General features: G+C 63.1%; 19 protein-coding genes and 2 pseudogenes. 16 read left to right on the top strand and 5 right to left on the bottom strand.

Features of this window, described 5'->3' with window-relative positions; translation table 11 throughout:
* Positions 1–94 precede the first annotated feature (94 nt).
* A complete protein-coding gene (gene gstA / locus M3A49_RS00850) occupies positions 95–619 on the top strand; it encodes a glutathione transferase GstA (protein WP_416338894.1) in 525 nt (174 codons plus the stop codon).
* A 171-nt stretch (positions 620–790) separates the two neighbouring features.
* Here gstA and M3A49_RS00845 read toward each other — a convergent pair whose 3' ends face one another.
* The 4 genes and pseudogenes from M3A49_RS00845 to M3A49_RS00830 all read right to left on the bottom strand — a co-directional run bounded on the left by M3A49_RS00845 (position 791) and on the right by M3A49_RS00830 (position 3,450).
* Positions 791–976, bottom strand: a complete 186-nt coding sequence (locus M3A49_RS00845; protein ID WP_266227104.1) for a hypothetical protein — start codon at positions 974–976, stop codon at positions 791–793.
* Between the two features lie 239 nt (positions 977–1,215).
* Complete coding sequence (locus M3A49_RS00840) at positions 1,216–1,791, bottom strand: NADPH-dependent FMN reductase (RefSeq protein ID WP_266227103.1); 576 nt, start codon at positions 1,789–1,791, stop codon at positions 1,216–1,218.
* A 43-nt stretch (positions 1,792–1,834) separates the two neighbouring features.
* Positions 1,835–2,298, bottom strand: a pseudogene (locus tag M3A49_RS00835) (DUF4863 family protein).
* A gap of 336 nt (positions 2,299–2,634) precedes the next feature.
* A pseudogene (locus M3A49_RS00830) lies at positions 2,635–3,450 on the bottom strand (dioxygenase).
* A gap of 178 nt (positions 3,451–3,628) precedes the next feature.
* Between M3A49_RS00830 and M3A49_RS00825 the strand changes: the two are divergent.
* The 15 genes from M3A49_RS00825 (at position 3,629) to M3A49_RS00755 (ending at position 19,133) form a co-directional block, all read left to right on the top strand.
* On the top strand, positions 3,629–4,066 hold the full coding sequence (locus M3A49_RS00825) for a RidA family protein (RefSeq protein ID WP_266227101.1): 438 nt from the start codon (positions 3,629–3,631) through the stop codon (positions 4,064–4,066).
* Between the two features lie 49 nt (positions 4,067–4,115).
* The gene (locus tag M3A49_RS00820; RefSeq protein WP_266227100.1) at positions 4,116–4,643 is read left to right on the top strand and encodes a 3-hydroxyanthranilate 3,4-dioxygenase; all 528 of its coding nucleotides are present in this window, start codon (positions 4,116–4,118) and stop codon (positions 4,641–4,643) included.
* 83 nt (positions 4,644–4,726) lie between these two features.
* On the top strand, positions 4,727–5,683 hold the full coding sequence (locus M3A49_RS00815) for a LysR substrate-binding domain-containing protein (RefSeq protein WP_266227099.1): 957 nt from the start codon (positions 4,727–4,729) through the stop codon (positions 5,681–5,683).
* Between the two features lie 129 nt (positions 5,684–5,812).
* A complete protein-coding gene (locus tag M3A49_RS00810) occupies positions 5,813–7,300 on the top strand; it encodes a 2-hydroxymuconic semialdehyde dehydrogenase (protein WP_266227098.1) in 1,488 nt (495 codons plus the stop codon).
* On the top strand, positions 7,300–8,124 hold the full coding sequence (locus M3A49_RS00805; RefSeq protein ID WP_266227097.1) for a fumarylacetoacetate hydrolase family protein: 825 nt from the start codon (positions 7,300–7,302) through the stop codon (positions 8,122–8,124). The genes M3A49_RS00810 and M3A49_RS00805 overlap by 1 nt, the downstream gene beginning before the upstream one ends.
* Entirely contained in the window at positions 8,118–9,071 is a 954-nt protein-coding gene (locus M3A49_RS00800; protein ID WP_266227333.1) for an acetaldehyde dehydrogenase (acetylating), read from the top strand. The genes M3A49_RS00805 and M3A49_RS00800 overlap by 7 nt, the downstream gene beginning before the upstream one ends.
* Before the next feature lie 4 nt (positions 9,072–9,075).
* Entirely contained in the window at positions 9,076–10,116 is a 1,041-nt protein-coding gene (gene dmpG, locus M3A49_RS00795; RefSeq protein ID WP_266227096.1) for a 4-hydroxy-2-oxovalerate aldolase, read from the top strand.
* Positions 10,113–10,883 (top strand): 2-keto-4-pentenoate hydratase, encoded by a 771-nt coding sequence (locus M3A49_RS00790; RefSeq protein ID WP_266227095.1) that lies wholly within the window; start codon positions 10,113–10,115, stop codon positions 10,881–10,883. Before dmpG ends, M3A49_RS00790 begins: the two co-directional genes overlap by 4 nt.
* A 54-nt stretch (positions 10,884–10,937) precedes the next feature.
* Positions 10,938–11,957: an amidohydrolase family protein gene (locus M3A49_RS00785; RefSeq protein WP_266227094.1), complete on the top strand. Its 1,020-nt coding sequence runs from the start codon at positions 10,938–10,940 to the stop codon at positions 11,955–11,957.
* 298 nt (positions 11,958–12,255) lie between these two features.
* Positions 12,256–13,344, top strand: a complete 1,089-nt coding sequence (locus M3A49_RS00780) for an asparaginase (RefSeq protein ID WP_323182912.1) — start codon at positions 12,256–12,258, stop codon at positions 13,342–13,344.
* Between the two features lie 307 nt (positions 13,345–13,651).
* Positions 13,652–15,013, top strand: coding sequence for an MFS transporter (locus tag M3A49_RS00775; protein ID WP_266227331.1), 1,362 nt, complete (start codon positions 13,652–13,654; stop codon positions 15,011–15,013).
* Positions 15,014–15,089: 76 nt separating this feature from the next.
* The gene (locus tag M3A49_RS00770) at positions 15,090–16,091 is read left to right on the top strand and encodes a LysR family transcriptional regulator (RefSeq protein ID WP_254355393.1); all 1,002 of its coding nucleotides are present in this window, start codon (positions 15,090–15,092) and stop codon (positions 16,089–16,091) included.
* Entirely contained in the window at positions 16,069–17,484 is a 1,416-nt protein-coding gene (locus M3A49_RS00765; RefSeq protein ID WP_266227093.1) for an aspartate ammonia-lyase, read from the top strand. The genes M3A49_RS00770 and M3A49_RS00765 overlap by 23 nt, the downstream gene beginning before the upstream one ends.
* Positions 17,485–17,517: 33 nt before the next feature.
* On the top strand, positions 17,518–18,048 hold the full coding sequence (locus M3A49_RS00760; protein WP_266227092.1) for a prolyl-tRNA synthetase associated domain-containing protein: 531 nt from the start codon (positions 17,518–17,520) through the stop codon (positions 18,046–18,048).
* Positions 18,049–18,338: 290 nt separating this feature from the next.
* A complete protein-coding gene (locus M3A49_RS00755) occupies positions 18,339–19,133 on the top strand; it encodes a DUF899 domain-containing protein (protein WP_266227091.1) in 795 nt (264 codons plus the stop codon).
* A 28-nt stretch (positions 19,134–19,161) separates the two neighbouring features.
* On the opposite strand, the gene M3A49_RS00750 is transcribed toward M3A49_RS00755, so the two are convergent.
* On the bottom strand, positions 19,162–22,476 hold the full coding sequence (locus M3A49_RS00750) for an adenylate/guanylate cyclase domain-containing protein (RefSeq protein ID WP_266227090.1): 3,315 nt from the start codon (positions 22,474–22,476) through the stop codon (positions 19,162–19,164).
* Between the last annotated feature and the right edge of the window lie 148 nt (positions 22,477–22,624).

Raw genomic sequence — 22,624 nt, 5'->3', positions numbered from 1 at the left:
GTTCGCGCCGTGCGACGAGTTTCCGGCTCTCGAGTTCACGGAGTCGAATGCTAAGCACGCGCGCGGAAATGGTATCGCAATTGAACTCGAACGGGTGGACATTGAGTCAAAGCGCACACAAACCGGAGTCGACTTTCTCACCATCAACCCGAAGGGAAACGTACCCGTACTCGAACTGGACGACAAGGATTTGCTTACGGAAGGCCCTGCAATCATGCAGTATCTTGCAGACTTGAAGCCAGAATGCGAACTCGCGCCCCGGAACGGGACGATGGCGCGCTACCGCCTGCAGGAATGGCTCGGTTTCGTTAATTCAGACTTGCACAAGAGTTACTCCCCGCTCTTCAATCACTCGACGCCCGCACCAGTCCGTGCCGGAAGGCAAGAGGCACTCTTCAAAAATTACGCATTACTGGAGCGGTCCCTTACGGCCCGACAGTGGTTGCTGGGAGAGCGTTTCTCGGCAGCAGACGCCTATCTCTTCACGGTGACAATCTGGGCGCCGCACGTTGGCCTGGATATATCGCGGTTACCTGCTATCACAGCGTTTCAGCAACGCGTGGCTAGCCGACCGCGAGTTCAGGAAGCACTAATAGCGGAAGGGTTGCTGCGGGGCTAGTCAGGTAAGCGGTCTTGTGACCGCTTTTCGCAACGCAAGGCGCCAGGTGCCGAGTCAATTCGCAATTCATGGGAGTCAGCGTTCGGTCGCAAGCAGCGAAAACAAACGTTGATTTTCTGATCGCTGACGATATGAAAGGCTACGATGGGTGTCGGCACCTGCGGTGTTGAATCAGTTGTCGTCGCTTCTGGACGGGAGATGCTCGTGAGGCTCGGGCTCTGCCGCATCGGCGTCGGGAAGGTCGTCTGCGGCAGGATTTTGCCGGCCCTTCGGATCGGGCTGGCCAGTCGTGCTGGTGGAAGTTTGCGCGGGGTCGAGGGAGGTGCCGGTCGGCTCACTGGATGGATTCGACGTCATGATGTGCTCCTGCGCTGAAGAATGCAGCTTCCCATCATGATAGTCTGCTTTGTCGCCTTACGCCGATAACCCGATTACGATTGGGCTTCCTGGCTGCACAGCTAAACTCCTGGTAACTCTCCGCTCGCCGCTGGACCTGCGGTAACGCACCGGGCACACAATGGTTCCCTCAGCCCCAAAGTCGCGGCAGTTCGCCCTAAAGGAAGTCGAGCAAAGTGCAGGATTGCGACAACGAACAATCATGCTAACTGAGCAGCGGTTCGATACAAGGCCGCACCAACACCGGATACCAGCCGCTCAACATTCTCGTCCTTGAGTTTCCCTTCGACATCGAATGCCTGATGCGCGTGGCTCAACGCAAACGACTCGGGAATGACCAGCATGCCGAGTTTGTCGAGCACCGCACGCATGCCTGTCTGCGAGCGAACGCCGCCAAGCTGTCCCGGTGACGCAGAGACGAGCGCCGCGACTTTTCCAGTCAGCAACGCGACGCCCGATGAGCCGTCATTGCACGGTCGGCTGATCCAGTCGATCGCGTTTTTCAACAACGCAGTGTAGCCGCCGTTGTATTCGGGCGTCGCGATAAGCATCGCATCGTGCTTCGCGACAAGCGCCTGGAGCGCATGTGCTCCGTCAGGCAGTCCATATTCGGCCTCAAGGTCGCCGTCGTACAGTGGCAATGAGTAGTCTGCGAGCGGGATCGGTGTCACTTCGGCGCCGGCGATTCTTGCGCCGACCACGGCAACGTCCAGCAATATCTGATTGAGCGAGTCGCGGCGAGAACTGCCGTTGACGGCGAGAATCCGGATGCTCATGACGGTTCCCAACAAAAGTCTGACAAACGCGCAGCAGGTGCACTCACGCGGCTGGCGGCGTACGATATTCGATCTCTCCGCCGGGCAGAAAATAGAGCATGAGCGCGTTGCCGGTCACAGTCGGAAAGTGTTCGCTAAGTGGCGGGAAAACGCGCCACCCGACGCGTGGCCACAGAATTTCGCCCCTTCTTCGAGCGGGACGATCATGTTGATCTCCCCGTTCGTGTGACAGTGGTACTGACCTTTCACGTCGCGCAGCAGTCCGCTCTCTACGCTCATTTGCGCTGTTTCACTCGACGGATCTGCAATCCGGCCTCGGCGATAATCCCCGCCCTCGACCTTGACATAGGCGGCCCAACGTTCCTGAACGCCGAGCTTCAGGAGGCGTGCAAGCTCGGCATACGATTCGGTTCCCGGGCCGAACGCCTGGTTCAGTTGCGCCTCGAGATCAGCATCGAGCGGGCGGTCCCGAATGTCGTCGCACAGGCGGCGCACGGCCTGCAACATCTCTTCCTTGTGTGTTCCAGATGGCAACATGATTTTCGCTGTCTCCGTTCCAATCGCACGAGCATCGACTACTGACCGCCCAGCGAGCTAAAGGACCTTGCGCGTTCTCACGGGATAAGGCCGTCTTGCTTGCCGGGTCAAACCGGAATACCAGTCGATCAGACACCAGCTAGTCTAGGCGGCCGCGTGACGGCCGGATAATCAAAAGTTGCGATGGCCGTATTCCCGATTCGAATACCAGGACTTTCGAGGTGAGTCTGGACGGAGCCAATGAAGAACGGGTCTCCATCCGCGCCTGGACTCGAAAATCCGCGCGATTACCGTCCTGCCGAGCCGTTACACCGTAGCTGAGGCACGGGGGTGCTGGACGATCTGGTTGTCCTTACCCTGGACCAGCGGCGTGAGCGTGAGGTTGAACTCGATGTCCTTGTACGTATCGGCCTTCACGCCGAGCGCGGTGCCACCGGTCATTTCCGTCACGGGCGGAATCAGCTCTTCGCGCGTTGCGTAGGCGAAGTCGTCCCAGATCAGCGGGTCGCCTTCGATGTTGAACTGTGTGGTCAGCTTGCGATGATCGTCACTTGTGACGAAGAAGTGCACGTGCGCCGGGCGGTTCCCATGACGGCCCAACCCGTTCAACAGTTGCTGAGTCGCGCCTTGCGGCGGGCAGCCATAGCCGACCGGCATGAGCGTGCGGAATTCGTATGTCGAGGCCGGTGACCGTGCCGTGAATGACGAGCGGCCCAGCATCGGCGTCGGCGTTGAGGTCGATGCGCGAGACGCTCTCGCGCACCGGCGCGCCTGCAACATACAGCGGCCCTTCGATCGTGCGCGGCGTGCCGCCTTCGAGACCCACCGCCTTGTCTGCGGCGTCCATGCGGATGTCGAGGTACTTCTCGAGACCGAGACCGGCAGCCAGCAGCGCCGCTTCGCCGTCCTGGCCGAGCTTGTTCAGATAGTTCACGCCGGCCCAGACTTCATCGGGCGTGATGTCGAGATCGTCGATGGCCTTGAACAGGTCGCCCAGCAGTCGATAAACGATCTCTGGAAACGGGCGTTGCCGCTGCCGCCGTTCAGATTCGCAGCGGCCTTCAGCAGGTCCTGCACTTCCTCGCAGCAGGTTCGACAACTGAGCCGAAATGCACCAGGAATTGCAGCACTAGGTCAGCGTGACTCTGTGCCTCGGTGTCGCCGGTATTCCAGCGTGGAATACCGCAAACGGAAACTTTGATTATTCGGGGTCCCGCGCGCTGCCTAGACTGACGAGCGCGAGATGATGCTTTGAACGGCTCAGCTCCGATGGCAAAACGTATGACGATAGGACAGTCGAATGAACCAGACAATTGAACACCGCGTGGTCGAAGGCAAGGCCAAGCCGCGCGGGCGCTTTCCCCATATCGTTCGCGCCGGCGATTTTCTGTTCGTCTCGGGCACGAGTTCACGACGCGCCGACAACACGTTCGCTGGGGCGACGGCGGACGGCTTCGGCACGGCTACGGTCGATATCCGGGAGCAGACACGCACGGTCATTGAAAACATCCGCGATATCCTCCGTACGGAGGCAGCGGACCTGATCAACGTCGTCGAAATCACGGCGTTCCTCGTCAACATGAACGATTTCGGCGGCTACAACGAAGTCTATGCCGAGTACTTCGACGAGACTGGTCCGACCCGCACAACGGTGGCCGTTCACCAGTTGCCACACCCGCTGCTGACCATCGAGATCAAGGCGATCGCCTACGCGCCGCGCGACGGTGCGGTCCAATAGTCCAGCAAAACCGCGGCCATATTCAGCAATAGACAGGAAGGGGACAACCATGGCGCATTACGCCAAGCCGTTCAACTTTGCTCGCTGGATCGACGAGCATGAGCATTTGTTGAAACCGCCTGTCGGCAACCAGCAAGTCTGGCAAGACAGCGATCTGATCGTGACCGTCGTTGGAGGTCCGAATCATCGGACTGATTTCCACGACGATCCGCACGAAGAGTTCTTCTATCAGCTGCGCGGCAATGCGTACCTGAATCTGATGATCGATGGCAAGCGCGAACGCGTCGAGCTGCGCGAGGGCGACGTATTTCTGTTGCCGCCACATGTGCGTCATTCGCCACAGCGCCCTGAAGAGAACAGCGCTTGCCTCGTGATCGAACGCCAGCGGGCGCCGGGTACGATAGACGGATTCGAATGGTATTGCCTGAACTGCGATGGCCTTGTGCATCGCGTCGAGGTGCAGTTGAAGGACATCGTCGAGGATCTGCCACCGCTCTTTGCAGGGTTCTACGAATCGCGGGAAAAGCGCACATGTCCGCATTGCGGCGCCGTACACCCGGGCCGCGACGCGATATGAGCGGGTTCGGCGCCCGCTAACGGCACCGCCGGGACGCCGCTGCTAAGATCGAGCTTCACGATTCCCTGATCGACGGCGCCATCATGCATCGCTATCCTCTCAGCCAGATAGGACTGAGCCGCAATCTGAAACTCAGTCAGCTGCTCGTATTCGACCGCGTGATGGAGACCGGATCGATCCGGCGCGCCGCGACCGACATGGGCCTCACGCAGCCCGCCGTGACGAAGGTCATTCAGGAACTCGAATCGTCATTCGAAGGTGTGCTGTTCGAGCGTCATAGCCGCGGCGTCATTCCGACCGATCTCGGCCGTGTCGTCGGTCGGCGTGTCAAGTCGCTGATCGCCGAGTTTCGGCACATGTCTGAAGAACTCGACACCTTCCGCTTCGGCACGGCGGGGCACGTGGTCATCGGCACGCTGATCTCGGCGTCGGCTCATCTGTTGCCGGCTGCGATCGCGCGTTTGAAGTCGCGTGCCCCGGACGTGCTTGTCACCGTGCGGGAAGGGCCAACCGCGCAGCTCTTTCCCTTGCTTGCGACCGGCGAACTCGACATCGTCGTCGGCCGCCTGCCGGAGGTCGAGCTGCCGATTGCCGACGCATTCCCGCTCACGCATCACAAGCTCTTTGACGACTCGTTGGCCGTCGTTGTCGGCAACGGGCAGGAAATGGCTAGCGCATCGATCGGTTCGCTGCGTGATCTTGCGGACGCGCCGTGGATTCTCCCGACGATGGAGTCGCCGCTGCGCTACGCGGTGGAGCGCATGTTTCGCCAGGCAGGGCTCAAGCTGCCCGCGGATATCATCGAATCGCTTTCGGTACTGACCAATCTCGGCATCCTGCTCGAGGCTCCGCGTGTGGCCGTCATGCCGCGTGTAGCGGCCACGCGCTTCATGCGGGCTGGTTTGCTGCGCATCCTCGACATTCCCGAAAGCGGGTCGTTCGGCACCGTAGGTTATTCCGTGCGCTCCGACAAGGAGCTGAATCCGGCCTGCGAGTCGTTCGTCGAGTGCCTGCGCGAGGCTGCCAAGGCATCGGCATAGTCGCCGTGTGAGTCTGCGCCGGTGAGTTCGCTATTCCATGTTTTTATATCGGCAGCGCAAGTTTTGATTATTCAGCGCACGGAGGCACTCCTACACTGACTGCACATCAATCAGTCAGCAGGAAGGCCCATGAATGCCAACTCCCGGGCACGCGCTGCCTTACCGACGCGCCTGCGCCATTTCATCGACGGCGAATTCGTCGACGGCGCCGATACGTTTGCCAACCTGAGCCCGATCGACGGTCGGGAACTATCGCGTGTCGTTGAAGCGGACGCGGCTGCAGTCGATGCCGCCGTAAAGGCCGCGTGTCGTGCGCAGCAGGGCCCGTGGCGTCGCCTGAGCGCCGCGCAACGCGCGGACTGGCTGCATCGCATCGCCGATGGGATTCAGGCGCGTTTCGACGATTTCGTCGCGGCCGAAGTCGCCGATACGGGTCGCCCCATCACCCAGGCGCGCAGCCTGGACGTCGCACGCGGCATCGCGAACTTTCGCACGTTCGGCGATCTCGTGCGGACCGCGAGCGGCGAATTCTTCGAAACCTCGACGGCCGACGGCGAGATGCTCAACTACGTGACGCGCAAGCCCCTCGGCGTCGTCGGCGTGATTTCGCCGTGGAATCTGCCGCTGCTGCTGTTCACATGGAAGGTCGCTCCGGCGCTCGCAATGGGCAACTGCGTTGTAGCGAAGCCTTCGGAAGAGACGCCCACTTCAGCCACGCTGCTCGCGGAAGTCATGCGCGATATCGGCCTGCCGCCGGGCGTCTTTAACCTGATCCATGGTCACGGCGGCAGCGCGGCCGGCGAATGGCTCACGCGTCACGCTGGCATTGACGCAATCACGTTCACCGGCGAGTCGAAGACCGGCAGCACGATCATGAAGGCTGTGGCAGATGGCGTAAAGAACGTGTCGTTTGAACTGGGCGGCAAGAACGCGGCCGTGGTGTTTGCCGATGCGGACTTCGACGCGGCAGTGGATGGCGTGCTGCGTTCGAGCTTCACGAACGCGGGGCAGGTGTGCCTGTGTTCCGAACGGGTCTACGTCGAGCGGCCGATCTTCGAGCGCTTCGTCGCGGCGCTCAAGGAGAAGACGGAGATGTTGAAGGTCGGCTCGCCGTATGAGGCGGGCACGACGACTGGGCCGCTGATCTCGAAGGGTCATCGCGAGAAAGTGCTCGGCTATTTCAAGCTCGCCGCCGAAGAGGGCGCGACGGTTGTGACTGGCGGGGGCGTGCCGCAGTTCGGCAACGATTGCGATCACGGCGCGTTCGTTCAGCCGACGATCTGGACCGGTCTGCCCGACACCGCACGCTGCCTGACCGAGGAAATCTTCGGGCCGGTTTGCCATATCGCGCCATTCGATACCGAAGAGGAAGTGGTGCGCCGCGTAAACGATAGCGCCTACGGCCTCGCTGCCTCCGTGTGGACTACGAACCTTAGCCGCGCGCACCGCGTCGCGCCGCAATTCGAAACCGGCATCGTGTGGGTCAACGCCTGGTTCGTGCGCGATCTGCGCACGCCATTCGGCGGCGCCAAGCTCTCGGGTTTCGGTCGCGAAGGGGGGCGCCATTCCATGGACTTCTACTCCGAGCTGACCAACGTTTGCGTGAAGGTGGCGTGATGACGACCCAGCTTCAGGCACTTCAGGTCATTGCGGACACGCTCTGGCAAGCGCAGCACCAGCAGCCGTTCGGCGCAGTGCAGCCGGTTCGCGAGGCGATCGCCGCCCTCGATGGCGACCCGCTCTCCAACGCTTACCGTGTACAGCAGATCAACACGCAGCGGCAACTCGAAGGTGGCGCGCGGCTCGTCGGCCGCAAGATCGGACTGACGTCTGTGGCCGTGCAAAAACAACTCGGCGTCGATCAGCCGGACTTCGGCATGCTGTTCGATCACATGGCGTATGGCGATGGTGAAGAGATTCCGTTTGCACGCACGCAGCAGCCGAAGGTCGAGGCCGAGATCGCGCTGATTCTCGAACGCGATCTGAGCCACGAACGTCATACGATTGCAGACATCATCGGCGCAACCGCATACGCGCTGCCGGCAATCGAAGTGGTCGGCAGCCGCATCGCGCAGTGGGACATCCGCCTCGCCGACACCGTGGCCGACAACGCTTCGAGCGGCCTCTTCGTGCTCGGCAACCGGCCGGTCAAGCTCGAAGCGTTCGACGTTGTTAGCTGCGGCATGGTCATGGAGCGCGGCGCGGACCCGGTGAGCGTTGGCGCGGGCGCGGCGTGCCTCGGCAATCCGCTCAATGCCGCCGTGTGGCTCGCGAACAAGATGGTTCAGGTCGGCGCGCCGCTGCGTGCCGGCGACATCGTGCTGACCGGCGCGCTTGGCCCCATGGTTGCAGTCAATCCGGGCGACGTGTTCACCGCCCATATTCAGGGCCTCGGCGCCGTCCGGGCGCAGTTCTCCAATCAAACGGAATCGGCATCGTGAAAGACAACTCTCGACTCTCCGTTGCCGTCATCGGCTCGGGCAACATCGGCACGGATCTGATGATCAAGATCCTGCGCCACAGCAAGCATCTGGAGATGGCGGCGATGGTCGGCATCGACCCGAACTCCGATGGTCTTGCGCGTGCTGCGCGCCTCGGCGTGGCGACCACGCATGAGGGTGCGGAAGGGCTCACGCGCCTGCCGTGCTTCAACGACATCGACTTCGTGTTCGACGCGACGTCGGCCGGCGCGCATGTGAAGAACGACGCGCTGCTGCGCACGTTCAAGCCGTCGATTCGCGTGATCGACCTCACGCCCGCCGCAATCGGCCCGTACTGCGTGCCGGTCGTGAATATCGACGCTCACATTGAAGCGCTCAACGTCAACATGGTGACGTGTGGCGGCCAGGCCACGATTCCGATGGTCGCGGCGGTGTCGCGCGTCGCGAAGGTTCTCTACGCTGAAATCGTTGCGTCGATCAGCAGCAAGTCGGCGGGCCCCGGCACGCGCGCCAACATCGACGAGTTCACCGAAACGACGTCGAAGGCGATCGAAGTGGTGGGCGGCGCGGCGAAGGGCAAGGCCATCATCGTGCTGAATCCGGCCGAGCCCCCGGTCATGATGCGCGACACGGTTTATACGCTCTCCGAAATGGCCGATCGCGCGAAGGTCGAGCAGTCCATCGAAGAGATGGTCGCGAAGGTACACGCCTACGTGCCGGGCTATCGCCTGAAGCAGAAGGTGCAGTTCGACGAGATTCCCGCGAACGCGCCCTTGAATATTCCGGGCCTCGGCAAGTTCAGCGGCCTGAAGACCTCGGTGTTCCTCGAAGTGGAGGGCGCCGCGCACTATCTGCCCGCTTACGCAGGCAATCTCGACATCATGACTTCCGCCGCGCTCGCCACCGCCGAACGCATGGCGAAGACGCTTCTGAGCGTGGAGGGATAAGACCATGAGCAAGAAACTCTACATCTCCGACGTGACGCTGCGCGACGGCAGCCACGCCATCCGCCACCAGTACTCGATCCAGAACGTGCAGGACATCGCCCGCGCGCTGGACCGTGCGAAGGTGGACAGCATCGAAGTCGCTCATGGCGACGGCCTGCAGGGCTCGAGCTTCAACTACGGCTTCGGCGCGCACAGCGACCTGGAATGGATCGAAGCCGTGGCCGACGTGGTTACGCATGCGCAGATCGCCACGCTGCTCCTGCCCGGCATCGGCACGATTCACGACCTGAAGGCCGCGTACAACGCGGGCGCGCGCGTGGTGCGTATCGCCACGCACTGCACGGAGGCCGACATTTCGAAGCAGCACATCGAATACGCACGCGAACTGGGCATGGACACCGTGGGCTTCCTGATGATGAGCCACATGACCACGCCGGAAAACCTCGCCGTCGAAGCGAAGAAGATGGAAAGCTACGGCGCGACCTGCCTCTACGTGGTCGATTCGGGCGGCGCGCTCACGATGAACGACGTGCGCGACCGTTTCCGTGCCGTCAAACAGGTGCTCAAGCCCGAAACGCAAACGGGCATGCACGCGCACCACAACCTCTCGCTGGGCGTGGCGAACTCGATCGTGGCGGTGGAAGAAGGCGGCGACCGCGTCGATGCGTCGCTTGCCGGTATGGGGGCGGGCGCGGGCAATGCGCCGCTCGAGGTGTTCATCGGCGCGGCGGAACGCATGGGCTGGAATCATGGCACCGACCTCTACGCGCTGATGGACGCCGCCGACGACATCGTGCGCCCGCTGCAGGACCGCCCGGTTCGCGTGGACCGCGAAACGCTCGCGCTCGGCTATGCGGGCGTGTATTCGAGCTTCCTGCGCCACTCGGAATTGGCCGCGAAGAAGTACGACCTGAAGACGGTCGACATTCTCGTCGAACTGGGCAAGCGCCGGATGGTGGGCGGCCAGGAAGACATGATCGTCGACGTGGCGCTCGATCTGCTGGAAGCGAAGCAACGGCAGCCGGCGAGGGTGGTGGCCCAATGAATATCGAACACGCAGCACGTTATCTCGACGATGCGGCCCGCGAGGCGCGAGCCGTCGAGCAACTGAGCACCAGCACGCCATTCCCGATCGAAGACGCCTATCGAATCCAGCGAGCCTCGATCGCGCGCCGTGAGGCGCGAGGCGAGCGCACCATCGGCGTCAAGCTCGGCTTCACAAGCCGCGCGAAGATGATCCAGATGGGCGTGGACAGCCTGATCTGGGGCTGGCTGACCGACACGATGCTCGAGGAGGACGGCGCACCCGTCGATCTCGACCGCTTCATTCACCCGCGTGTGGAGCCCGAGGTGTGCTTCGTGACGAAGCGCGATATTGACCGCCCGCTCACGGCGCTCGAAGCGTATGCATACCTCGAAGCCGCTGCGCCCGCGATGGAGATCATCGACTCGCGCTACGAGGCGTTCCGCTTCACGCTCGAAGACGTGATCGCAGACAACTGTTCGAGCGCCGGCCTCGTCATCGGACCGTGGTCTCGGCGCTTCGACGGGCTGCGCAATGCGGGGGTGCTGATGCGCTTTGACGGCCGGGACGTGCAGATCGGCTCGACGGGCGCGATTCTCGGTGACCCGTTGCGCTCGATCGTGCAGGCTTCCCGTCTCGTTGCCAACGCTGAAGTTGCGCTGCCGGCTGGCTCGCTGATCATGGCGGGCGCTGCAACGGCCGCCCAGGCCCTGACGCCCGGGCTGCACGTGCAGTGCGTGATCGGCGGTCTCGGCCAGGTGGAATTCACGACGCGCCGCCACGGTTGAGCAGCGCCGGATAGACCTCAACATACGAAGCGGCGAAAGCCGGAGTTTCAGGCAATGACATTGCGAATCGACATCCATTCCCACTTCTTTCCGCCGATCACGCAGGAGGAAGCCGCGCGCTTCGACGCGCGAGACGCACCGTGGCTCGCGCTCGATGCGAGCGGTGAGACAGGCATGATTATGAGCGGCGACCGGCCGTTCCGTCCCGTGACGCGCCCGCTGTGGGATCCCGTAAGGCGCATTGAAGAGATGGACGCACTTGGCGTGGACGCGCAGGTGATGTGCGCGACGCCCATCCTGTTCGGCTATCGCTATCCGGCGCAGACGGCGCTGGAATGGGCGCAGCGCATGAACGACCGGGCGCTCGAACTGTGCGTGACGGCGCCGACCAGGCTCGTCACGCTCGCGCAAGTGCCGCTGCAGGACGTCGACCTGGCCTGCGCCGAGGCGACGCGCGCGTTTGCGGCCGGCCATCGCGGCGTACAGATCGGCAATCACGTCGGCCCAAAGGATCTCGACGACGAGAGCCTGATACGGTTTCTCACGCACTGTGCGAACGAAGGCATTCCCGTGCTCGTGCATCCATGGGACATGATGACCGACGGCCGCATGAAGAAGTGGATGCTCCCCTGGCTTGTCGCGATGCCGGCGGAGACGCAACTCGGCATTCTCTCGCTAATTCTCTCGGGCGCCTTCGAACGCATTCCGCGCTCGCTGAAGCTGTGCTTCGCGCACGGTGGCGGCAGCTTCGCCTTCTTGCTTGGCCGCGTGGACAACGCATGGCGCGAGCGCGACATCGTGCGAGAGAACTGCCCGCAGCTGCCCTCGTCGTATGTGGACCGCTTCTCGGTCGACAGCGCGGTGTTCGATCCGGGCGCATTGCAACTGCTCGTGAGCGTCATGGGCGAGGAGCGCGTGCTGCTCGGCTCCGACTATCCCTATCCGCTCGGCGAGCAGCGGATCGGCCACTTGATTGAAGCTCACCCGGGCTTCAGTGCGCGTGCCAAGGCGCTGCTGAGTGGCGAGAATGCCCAGAAGTTCTTCGGTCTGGCAGCGTTGGAGGCGGCCGCGTAACCGTACCAGTGTTCCGCAATCGAACAGGAGAGCCCCGCTATGCGGGGCTTTTCGTGCTGGGATGATCGATTGAGAAGTTCATGTTCGGATTCGTGATATGGAATCCATATAAATTTCGGGATCGAATGAAGCGCCAGGAATGCGCACATCTTCATCTTCCGTACACCGCACTATCAGTTTCTTTAATGGTGCCCCGCGCCTGATTTGATTTCCTGAATGTGTCACTACACTCGTTTTCAGCGATACGCCGATTTTGATGGCTATCCAGGGTTTCACTCTTCCAATCTGGAGACATCCCGTGAGAGACAACCATGCTCATATGAGCGACTACTTAGGCCGGCTTTGCGCCGGTCTTGCGCTCTGTCTGTTTTCAGTGGCGCCGGCCATGGCGCAATCCACATCCCCCGAAAAACTGCCCCACGTAGCGGTGCTGGCAACCGGCGGCACGATCGCGGGTACTGCGGGGAGTGAGACGCAGACAACGGGCTACAAGCCAGGCGTACTGACGGCTGACGCGCTTCTCAAATCGGTCCCGTCACTGGGCAAGATTGCACAGGTGTCCGGCGAACAGATTTCGAATGTCGGAAGCGAGAACATCACCAACGATATCCTCCTGAAACTGGCGAAGCGCGTGAATCAGCTTCTTGCTCAACCGGACATCGCGGGTGTCGTGGTGACCCACGGCACCGATACCCTCGAGGAAACGGCCTATTTTCTTGATCTTGTCGTCAAGAGCGACAAGCCTGTGGTGGTCACGGGATCGATGCGGCCGTCGACGGCCATCAGTGCCGATGGTCCGAGCAACCTCCTGCAGGCAGTCACGGTTGCCGCGTCGCCGGAGGCCCGCGGTCACGGCGTAATGATCGTGCTGAACGACCGGATCGGCTCGGCTCGCTACACCACGAAGACCAATGGCACGACGCCGGATACGTTCAAGGGAAACGACGCCGGCTACCTGGGCACGCTGGTGGACGAGGTTCCTCACTTCGAGACGTCCGTGTTGAAACGCAATACCACTGCAACGCCGTTTGACGTGTCGAAGCTCGATTCTCTGCCGGAAGTCGATATTGTCTACGGCTATCAGAATGACGGCGGTTACATGTACGACGCCGCAGTCGCTCACGGAGCAAAGGGCATTGTCGTCGCAGGCGTTGGAGCAGGCAGCGAATCGCTTCTCACTCTTCCGTCAATCAGGAAGGCGATCGCCCAAGGGGTGATTGTGGTCCGCTCTTCCCGGACAGGGGGCGGATTCATACCGGAAGATCCGGCCTATGTGGGTCTTCTCGGTGACGATCTGAACCCCCAAAAGGCCCGCATTCTCCTGATGCTCGCGCTCACGGCGACCAAAGAGCCGTCGAGCATCCAGGCAATGCTTCACGAGTTTTGAATCGCTTTCGCCGGCTGAGGGACGGTGAAGATGATTCGTTCAGGCGCGACGGTGCTGCCAAAGCACCGCCGCGCCGCGTGCCGTTCCAGGAGACCCCGGAGCCGGCCCCCGGTCCGAGCCTCAACCGGTTGGCGTACGTTGAGGCGATCTATTTCAACCTCCGCGTGACATAGTATTAGAGTTATTGATACTGACACCGGACATGCTGTTTTCTTGAATCCCACTCCCTACACTGGTTTCAGAAGGCGCAGGAGGCGCCTCGCTGATAACCAGAGTCCAGGAGACGAAAGTGAGCAAGCAGATATTGATGGAGGACGTTCCGCTGCGCGGTTTCCACTTGCGCGTGGCGTTCAGCGGTACAGGCGGACAGTTCAGCGACGGTTTCGTGCTGGGCATCATCGGCATCGCGGTGAGCATGGCTGCAGGGGCTCTTCACCTGAACGCGCTCTGGATGGGAGCACTCGGTGCGGCGTCCCTTGCCGGCCTGTTCTTTGGCAGCATGTTTGCCGGTCCCGTGGCGGACAGATACGGCCGGCGCACCATTTTCGCCTTCGACATGCTGCTCTTCGCGGTGATTTCCGCAGCGCAATTTTTTGTGACGTCGCCGACCCAGTTGCTGGTGTTGCGCGTGCTGCTTGGTCTGATTCTCGGCGCCGACTATGTCGTGAGCAAATCGCTCGTCACGGAGTTCTCACCACGCCGCTATCGTGGCCGCCTCCTGAGTGTGCTCGCAGCAGCCTGGGCGGCGGGTTACGTCTGCGCGTACCTGGCCGGGTTTGCCCTTCGCGATATCGGCCCCGACGCATGGCGGATCATGCTGGCCGCCAGTGGACTGCCGGCACTGCTGATCCTGCCGTTCCGTCTCGGCGTACCCGAGTCGCCCATGTGGCTGATGAAACGCGGCCGGAAGGACGAGGCACTGGCAATCATCCGCGCAAAGTTCGGTCCGGAAACCATCCTGCCTGCACCGGCAGCCGCGCCCCAGCGACGTCGTGGTGCCTGGTCAGAACTGTTCTCGGCCCGCTGGAGAAGAAACACGCTGGTCGGCTGCGTATTCTATACGTGCCAGGTCATTCCATACTTTGCGCTCGGAACCTTCTCTCCGAAGGTACTGCAAGCCTTGCAGGTCAAGGACGGCTTTGTCGGTGGACTTGTCTATAACGTACTGCTGTTCGCCGGAGCAATCTTTGGACTGCTGATCGTTGACAGGCTCTCGCGCCGCGCGTTTCTCATTGGCAGCTTCTATCTCGCAGCGATCGGACTGGCGGTGCTCGCTTACGCCGGATTCGGGCCGCTCGGCACGATACTCGCGTTCGGCATTTTCGCCTGCATTCTCTCGGCGGCGGCGAACCTCGAATTCGTCTATCCGCCGGAGCTTTTTCCGACCCACCTGCGCGCGTCAGGCGTCGGGCTGGCCGTTGCCTCCAGCCGGTTCGGTTCCGCGATCAGTACGTTTCTCCTGCCCGTGGCCGTGCAACAGGTTGGCATTCACGCGGCGCTCGGTGTGTGCGTGGCCGTATTGGTGTTCGGTGGCGTGTTCTGTCATTTGTTCGCACCGGAAACGGGCAAGGAAAGTCTTTCGGATATGGGTTCTGGCCAGGGCGGCAACGAGCCCGCGGTGGACGGTGCCCAGAACGTGAGCCTGCACACAGTGGGACATCGCCACTGAAACCCTGGCGTCCGGCGCTCCCACGTTGGCGCACTCATGGCAATGTCTGCTGACCGTAACTATGGGAGAGCCCATCGTGTCGCTCAACAAGCCAATTGATATGTATGCGGTGCAGGTCTTCGTCGCCGTGGCGGAGGAAGGCAGCATGTCCGGGGCGGCCGCGCGCATGGGCATCTCCCAATCGGGTGTCTCGCAGATCGTCCGCCAGCTGGAAGACGAGCTGGGGGTCGTGCTGGTCAATCGCACGACCCGTCCCCTCGCGTTGACGCCATACGGCATCGCATTGAGGAACCGCGGAGCGGTACTCAGCGAGGAGATCGCCAATCTGAAGGCGCAGGTCGTCGAAGCGGGGCGGGGAATCAAGCCTGATCTTCGCATCGGATTTGTTGACTCGTTCGCGGCCACCTGTGGCTCAGCTTTTACGAAGCGGCTGCTGGAGAAGGTATCGCAACTGTCTATCCGTACGGGATTGAGCCCGCAGCAAGGCGAGGCGCTGCTGCGGCGCGACCTGGACCTCATCGTCACGAGCGACGCGCTGATCGACGCCAATGACGTAGTGCGGTTCCGGCTCCTGTCCGAGAAGTACCTTGTCATCACGCCCCGGGATTTCCGCAAGTCGGTCCGAAGCGTGGAGGACATCCGGGCCCTGGCCGACGCATTGCCCATCGTGCGCTTTAACCGGAAGTCACAGGTCGGCATGCAGATCGAGCGCTATCTGCGTCGAATTGAGGTGCGCACACCGACCCGGCTGGAGCTCGACAACGCTGACGCGCTGACTTCGATGGTGGCCGAAGGCATCGGCTGGGCCGTGACCTCGCCGATGTGTCTGCTACAGGGTGCAGCCTACGCGGACGGGGTGACTCGCCACGTCGTCGACAGGCTGGGCCTCGAACGGTCGCTGTATCTGGTGGCGAGGCGCGACGAATACAGCGCCTTTTTCGAAGATGCATGCGATACGGCATCCGAAGTGATCGAAACATCGTTTCTCCCGCGAGTGAAAAAAGCTCTCGGTCAGGAAATTGAACAACTGATTGATGTTGGAAACAGGAACTCAAATGAACAGTCAAGCCAAAGCTGAAACGCGTATCGAGCGCGACTACGTTGGTGCAGTCGATATTCCGGTCGAGAAGTTGTATGGCGTCAACTCGGTGAGGGGCGTCGACAATCTGACGGTTTCTCCTCTCAGCATTGCCCACTATCCGGCGTTTGCGGTGGCTTTCGCGCAGTGCAAATGGGCGGCCGCGCTCGCGAATCGGGACACCGATGTCATCACGCCGGAACAAGGCGATGCAATCAGCCGTGCGTGCCAGGAAATCATCGAAGGCAAGTTTCGTGACTCACTGATCGTCGATTTGCTCGAGGGCTCGGGTGGCACGTCGACGAACATGAACTTCAACGAAGTGATCGCCAATCGGGCGCAACAGCTTTTGGGTCACGAGCCAGGCTCGTACGACGTGATCCATCCGAACGACCATGTCAACCGCTCGCAGTCCACGAACGACGTGTATCCAGCCGCGCTGAAGATTGCGACGTACGCGATGCTCGGGCCGCTCATTGCGAAAGTAGAGCAACTGGCTGAGCAGTTCGATCGCAAGACGATCGAGTTTGCCGACGTCCTTCATCTCGGCCGTACGTGTCTCCAGGATGCGCAGCCGATGCGTCTCGGTCAGCTTTTCGGCGGATATGCGTCGCTTACGCGACGTCTCGCGGAAGAACTGATGGCGGTTCGCGACAAGCTGCGTACGCTGCCGCTCGGTGGTACGGCCATCGGTACGGGCTTTGGTGCGCCGGCTGGGTATCGATCCGCTGTCTATCAACATCTCTCGGAAATCGTAGGCGTTGGCTATGTCGCGCCGGCAAACTCGTTTGACGCGATGCAGAATATGGACGTGTTCTCGCGCGTTTCAGGCGAACTTCGCACCTGTGCGGCGTCCATTGCGAAAATTGCATCGGACCTGACGGTTCTCTCCTCCGGCCCTGTGGGCGGAATTGGGGAACTGCGCCTGCCGGAGGCGCAGGCCGGCTCGTCGATCATGCCGGGCAAGGTGAATCCTGTGCTGCCGATGGCCCTGATCCAGTTGAGTTTTGCGGTTATCGGCAATGATGTCGCGGTGGCTCAGGCGGTCCAGTATGGGGAACTGGAAATCAATCACTTCGAGCCCGTGGTGGCTTCCCGTGTGTTCGACAGCATCATGCTGCTGACCAACGGCATCGAGCGGTTTGCGCAGAAGTGTGTCGCCGGCATCACCGCCGACGTTGCATGCAATGAGCGACACTTGATGGACTCGATGGCTGTGGCGACAGCGCTCGTACCAAAGCTTGGATATGCTCGTGTCAGCAAACTGGCGCGACAGTCGGTTGCGGAGGGTAGGCCACTGGTGCAGATTCTCGACGAATCTGGGCTGCTGTCGCGCGACGATACCCTGTCGCTGATCGATGTGGCCTCATACCCGGTATTTGAGCCGAGGTGATCGGCTGGCTGGCCGCGCGAGGCGGCGGCTGGCATGACAACATTCTGGATTGAACGGGAAATGATGGAAAGGGACGAATTGCTGGCACTGCTCGAGCAGCAGGACGTGCCGTTTGAATGCGAGTTCCACGAACAGGTGCTCAACATGGCGGATTCCGGAGCGCTCAAGCTGTCGCTTGACGGCGCACGCTGCAAGAATCTTCTGCTGCAGGACAAGCAGGGCGGTTTATACCTCGTGGTGACGACTGCACATAAATCGCTGGATCTGTCCGCAGTTGCGAAGACGCTGAACAGCAAGCGGCTGTCGTTTGCTTCGGCCGATCGTCTTTTTGATCTGCTTGGGGTTAGGCCTGGCTCGTTGAGCCCACTGGCCCTGGTCAATGACGGCGCTCATCATGTTCGCCTCGTGATCGACAACGACCTTGAGCACGAACGGGTCTTTCTGTTTCATCCACTCGATAGCACAGCGACGATCGCGTTGTCGAGGCGAGACCTCGAAGTCTTTCTGCAGCGCATTGGTCACGCCCCGTCGTGGCACGCCCTCGGAGAGAGACGACCGGCTTGAAGCGCCAGCTCATGCTGGCAATGCTCGCGATGTCGGGGAAGGGCAAAGCGGATCACGCTTGCCGGAATTGCCGGACCGTTATGGTGTGGTCAAGGCGCAGGCGCTGACCGCCTTGCTGGTGCCGGGCCCAGCCCGACGACCCCACTCAGCAGTCCCTCGAAATACCGCCACACTTGTTACTCCCAACCTCCGATTCCCGGTAGCAAACTACTCACGTCACCCAACGAGCGACGCGTAGCGGACGCCATCGCGCCGCAGGAATTTGCCCAATTCAGGAGGTCGCAAAAGCCATGAGTTCATCAGCCGAAAACGGAAGGAAAGGCGGACAGCCAGCCATGCTCAGTCCGCCGGTCGTCTCGTCGCAGGCGTGGGAAGAGGCGCGTCAGCAGTTGCTTGTGAAAGAAAAGGCGCTGACCCGGGCGCGAGACGCCCTGGCCGCCGAGCGCCGCCGAATGCCCTGGATGGCGGTGGAGAAGGCATACGCATTCGAAGGGCCTGCGGGCAAAGTCAGCCTGCTGGATCTGTTCGACGGCAGGCGTCAGCTGATCGTCTACCGCGCATTCTTCGAACCGGGCGTGTTCGGCTGGCCCGACCATGCCTGCCGGGGCTGCTCCATGGTGGCCGACCAGGTCGCCCACGTCGCCCATCTGAACGCCCGCGACACCACGCTCGTCTTCGTCTCGCGTGCGCCTCAGGCCGACATCGCGCGGCTGAAGGCGCGCATGGGCTGGGAGATACCGTGGTTCACCATCACGGACAGCTTCGACGCCGACTTCGGCGTGGACGAGTGGCACGGCACGAACGTGTTCTACCGCGACGGCGAGCGCGTATTGCGCACCTACTTCATCAACAATCGCGGCGATGAGCAAATGGGGGGCACCTGGAACTACCTCGACATGACGCCGCTGGGTCGCCAGGAGGTTTGGGAGGACTCGCCCGAGGGCTATCCCCAGACCCCAACCTACAAGTGGTGGAACTGGCACGACAGCTACACCGCAGACGCGCCGCCCGACAAGAAGTGGGCCGAGGTGTCGGACGCAGGCGAGGCTGCGTTCCGCAAGCAGCACAAGGACGGAACGCCTTGAGCGAAACCTGTTCGGCCGGGCATATGCCTCAAGCGGCAAGCGCTGCATCGACCGCGGCCAGGTACTGCTCGAAGCCTGCCTGCTGCAGCACGGTTCGCACGCGCGCGAGCTCGCCTCGCGCGGCTTCGTCCGCGGGGGCCTGGAGGACGCGCGCGAGCGCGCGTCCGCGCGCCGCGAACAGCTCGGCCCAGGGCAGCGGTTCGCGCTGCGTGTAGTCATCCAGTGCGTTCGCATAGCGCAGCACGCCGGCCGGATCGCGGGCCGCCAGCATCGCTTCGATCGCGTCGCGGTAGAACCAGAGATGGTTGTGTCCGACCGCACCGAGGCGCAGGAGGTCCGCGCCTTCTGCCAGCAGGCGCGTGCGCTCGTCATGCTCGTCGACCGCGCAGGCGAGGGCGCTCAGATTCTTCGGCGCGGAGAACTGCGTGCCCACCTCGCGCGAGATCGCAAGCGCCTCGCGCAGCGCCTTGATGGCTTCGCCGCGGCGTCCATCGGCGAGCCAGACACGCCCCTGCATTTCCAGGTTCTGCGCTTCGAACCGACGCGCGCCCAATTGCAGGATCACGCGCCTTTCCTGCTCCAGATGGACCTGCGTCGCCGGCATATCGCCTAGCTCGTAGCAGGCGAACACGCCGAGCGTCTCGCCCAGCAATTGCGCGCGCGGCTGCCCGATCAGCGCGGCGGCGCGCACGGCGGCAACGGCGTCTTCGCGCGCCTGCCGCGGCTCGTTCAGATAAATGCGGCTGAAGCCCTGCATCGAAAGATTGGCGACTTCGATCCGGCCGCACCCGTGCTCGCGGCTCAACGCCACGCAATCGCTGAAATGGCGGAACGCGGTCCGCATCCGGCCTTGCGCGTAGGCGGCATCGGCCAGGCCGCCGAGCGCCCGGGCCTCGGCCTCCGGCACGCCGAGGCGCCGCGCGTACTCGAGCCCGCGTTCGTGCTCGGTGCTGCAGGCATCGATCTTGCCGAGCGGAAAGTAGATATTGCCGCGCAGATAGTGAAGGCTCGCGAGCTCGGCCACCCGGTCGTCGCGTTCCGCGATCCGCTGCGCGGACTCGAGCAGATCCAGCGCTTCGTCGAGTCCTTCGCTCACCCGCAGGCCTTCCGCGAGCCCGAGCTGGCAGCGGCACAGACTGGCGTCGTCGGGGGCGGCCGCGAGCGCCGCGCGCCAGGTCGCGATCGATCCCGCGATGTCGCCAAGGTCGCGCTGGAGCTCGCCCTTGCAACAGCTCAGGGTGTGGCGGTCCGTTTCCGACTGCGCGATCTCGAGGCCCCGCTCGGCGAGTCGCAGCGCGGCCTCGAGCAGGTGGGCCGTGCGCTGCGCGAGCGCAGCGGCCAGGTAGGCCTGCGGCGCGCGTTCGTCCTCGGCGCGGTCGAGATGCTGGGCGTGCAGCGTGGGGTCGCCGTGTGCGAACCAGTCGGCCGCGCTGCGGTGCAGCTCGCGCCGGCGCGCGCGCAGCAGTGTCGAATAGGCGCTCTCCTGGATCAGTGCATGGGCGAACAGGAACTCTTCGCCCTCAGGCAGCACGAGCGCATTCGCGAGCAGGCCGTCGCAGACGTAGCCGGGGTCGTCGATGAGCCGCCGCAACAACGCGATGCCAAAACGCTGTCCGATCACGGCAGCCGCCTGGAAGGCCAGGCGGTCGCGCGGCGCGAGCCGGTCCATCCGCGCGAGCACGAGGCTGCGGATCGAGCCAGGCACCGCGTTGCCGCTGCCTTCCTCGGCGTTGCGCAAGAGCTGCTCGAGGAACAGCGGGTTGCCGCCCGCGCGCTCGATGCAGGCGAGCGCGACCCGCTGCGTCGCGTCGATGAAGTTGCCTGCGAGGCTCAGCGCTTCGTCCTGGCGCAAGGGCCCGAGGTCGATCGTCGCGAACGGGGTGTCGCGGCAGCGCGCGCGCCACGCCGCATCGATCGGATCGCCTTCCACGCGCGAGGTCGTCACGAGCAGGCCGGGGCCGTTCGCGATGCCCGAGCCGAAGGCCGAGAGATAGTCGAGCACTTCGGGCTCGGCCCAATGCAGGTCTTCGACGACGATCAGCGTGGCAGCCCGCCTGCAGGCGTCGCCGGTCAGTCTAGCGGCAAGCGCCTGCTTGCCACGCTTGCGCGCGCCGTGGTCCATGGCGTCGTAGACGGTTCGCCATTCGTCTGCGAGCGGCAGGTCGATGAGGTCGTGGAGAAACGCGAGCTGTTCGGCTTTGACGATGCCTTCGGCGGCGAGCCGCGCGGCGGCCGCGCGCCGCGCGTCGCTCGATGCGCCGGCCGGCAGGCCGAGCAGGCTGCCGGCGATCGTGTGCACGGGATCCTGCCCCTTGCCTACGCCGAAATCGAGCACGAGGCCCCGATGGATCTCGAAGCCCTGCGTCTGCGCGTAGCGGCGCATCTCGTCGACGAGACGCGTCTTGCCGATGCCCGCTTCGCCGCGCACATGGACGATGTGGCCGGCCCGCCTCGCGATGCACGCGCGGACGATTCCGTGAAACTGCTCGAGTTCGGCCTCTCGTCCGACGAAAAGGCTCTGACCCGTCTTCGCCGATTCGCCCGCCGGGTCGCTCGAAATCGCGCGCAGCCGCCACGCGCGGACCGGCGTGTCGATGCCCTTGAAGCGCTGTTCGCCGAGCGCGTCGCAGACGGCGGCGTCGCCGAGTGTGCGCGCCACGTCATCGGCAAGCCAGGTCTCGCCGGCCGCTGCGGCGACCTGGAGCCGCGCGGCCAGGTTCACCGGACTGCCGGTCACGGTGTAGTCCCGCGCGTCGACGCAGCCGAGCGCGCCGGCGACGACCTCGCCGCTCGCGATGCCGATGTGGGCCTGCAGCGTGCGCGCCGCCTGCGCGCTCAGTTGCGTCAGCGCCTCGTGGATGTCGAGCGCCGCGCGCGCCGCGCGCAGCGTGTCTGTCTCGTGAGCGCGGGGCGCGCCGAACAGCGCCATCACCGCGTCGCCGATATGCCTGTCGGTCGTGCCGCCCCAGGCGAGCACGATGCCGTCGACGAGCGCCGTGAAGCGTCCGATCAGCGCGCGCACCTCCTCCGGATCGAGCGTACGCGAGAGCGCGGTGAAGCCGCAGAGGTCGGCAAACAGGACGGTCACCTGCCTGCGTTCGTCCGCGGGGATCTCCAGCGCGTGGGGTGCGTTCGGCACTTGCGCCACGGGCAGAGCCGCGCCGGGCGGGTTCGGCGCAGCGGCAGCGAGGATCCGTTTGCGGTGGCCGAGCGACTGCACGCCGAGTTCCCGCAGATCCGCGTCGGTCAGCTGCGCGAGCAGCGAGAGATCGATATCGTTTGCCGCGAACGCGTGCGCGTACTGCTCGAGTCCCAGGGCGCGCAGCCATTGCTCAATATCCATGTTCGCCGCCTGGATCCCATGCCGGTTGCCCGATGCGAACTGCCCCGAGCCCGTCGGGGATCGTGCCGGTGAATATCCAGTGTAGGCGCGCACCACGGGCCGCGTACGGCGTTTGACAGGCTTTCCGGCGCGGACGGATACTGGATCG

This window comes from Paraburkholderia sp. CNPSo 3076 (assembly GCF_026343935.1).
In the GTDB taxonomy this organism is placed as follows: Bacteria; Pseudomonadota; Gammaproteobacteria; order Burkholderiales; family Burkholderiaceae; genus Paraburkholderia; species Paraburkholderia nodosa.
The sequence above is the reverse complement of the archived record's forward strand: the minus strand, read 5'-3'. Positions and strand labels throughout refer to the sequence as shown.

Coding starts and splice junctions, on each gene's coding strand:
- M3A49_RS00845 (WP_266227104.1), bottom strand. CDS start 976: ATGACGTCGAATCCATCCAGTGAGCCGACCGGCACCTCCCTCGACCCC.
- M3A49_RS00840 (WP_266227103.1), bottom strand. CDS start 1,791: ATGAGCATCCGGATTCTCGCCGTCAACGGCAGTTCTCGCCGCGACTCG.
- M3A49_RS00825 (WP_266227101.1), top strand. CDS start 3,629: ATGAACCAGACAATTGAACACCGCGTGGTCGAAGGCAAGGCCAAGCCG.
- M3A49_RS00820 (WP_266227100.1), top strand. CDS start 4,116: ATGGCGCATTACGCCAAGCCGTTCAACTTTGCTCGCTGGATCGACGAG.
- M3A49_RS00815 (WP_266227099.1), top strand. CDS start 4,727: ATGCATCGCTATCCTCTCAGCCAGATAGGACTGAGCCGCAATCTGAAA.
- M3A49_RS00810 (WP_266227098.1), top strand. CDS start 5,813: ATGAATGCCAACTCCCGGGCACGCGCTGCCTTACCGACGCGCCTGCGC.
- M3A49_RS00805 (WP_266227097.1), top strand. CDS start 7,300: ATGACGACCCAGCTTCAGGCACTTCAGGTCATTGCGGACACGCTCTGG.
- dmpG (WP_266227096.1), top strand. CDS start 9,076: ATGAGCAAGAAACTCTACATCTCCGACGTGACGCTGCGCGACGGCAGC.
- M3A49_RS00790 (WP_266227095.1), top strand. CDS start 10,113: ATGAATATCGAACACGCAGCACGTTATCTCGACGATGCGGCCCGCGAG.
- M3A49_RS00785 (WP_266227094.1), top strand. CDS start 10,938: ATGACATTGCGAATCGACATCCATTCCCACTTCTTTCCGCCGATCACG.
- M3A49_RS00775 (WP_266227331.1), top strand. CDS start 13,652: ATGGAGGACGTTCCGCTGCGCGGTTTCCACTTGCGCGTGGCGTTCAGC.
- M3A49_RS00765 (WP_266227093.1), top strand. CDS start 16,069: ATGAACAGTCAAGCCAAAGCTGAAACGCGTATCGAGCGCGACTACGTT.
- M3A49_RS00760 (WP_266227092.1), top strand. CDS start 17,518: ATGACAACATTCTGGATTGAACGGGAAATGATGGAAAGGGACGAATTG.
- M3A49_RS00755 (WP_266227091.1), top strand. CDS start 18,339: ATGAGTTCATCAGCCGAAAACGGAAGGAAAGGCGGACAGCCAGCCATG.
- M3A49_RS00750 (WP_266227090.1), bottom strand. CDS start 22,476: ATGGATATTGAGCAATGGCTGCGCGCCCTGGGACTCGAGCAGTACGCG.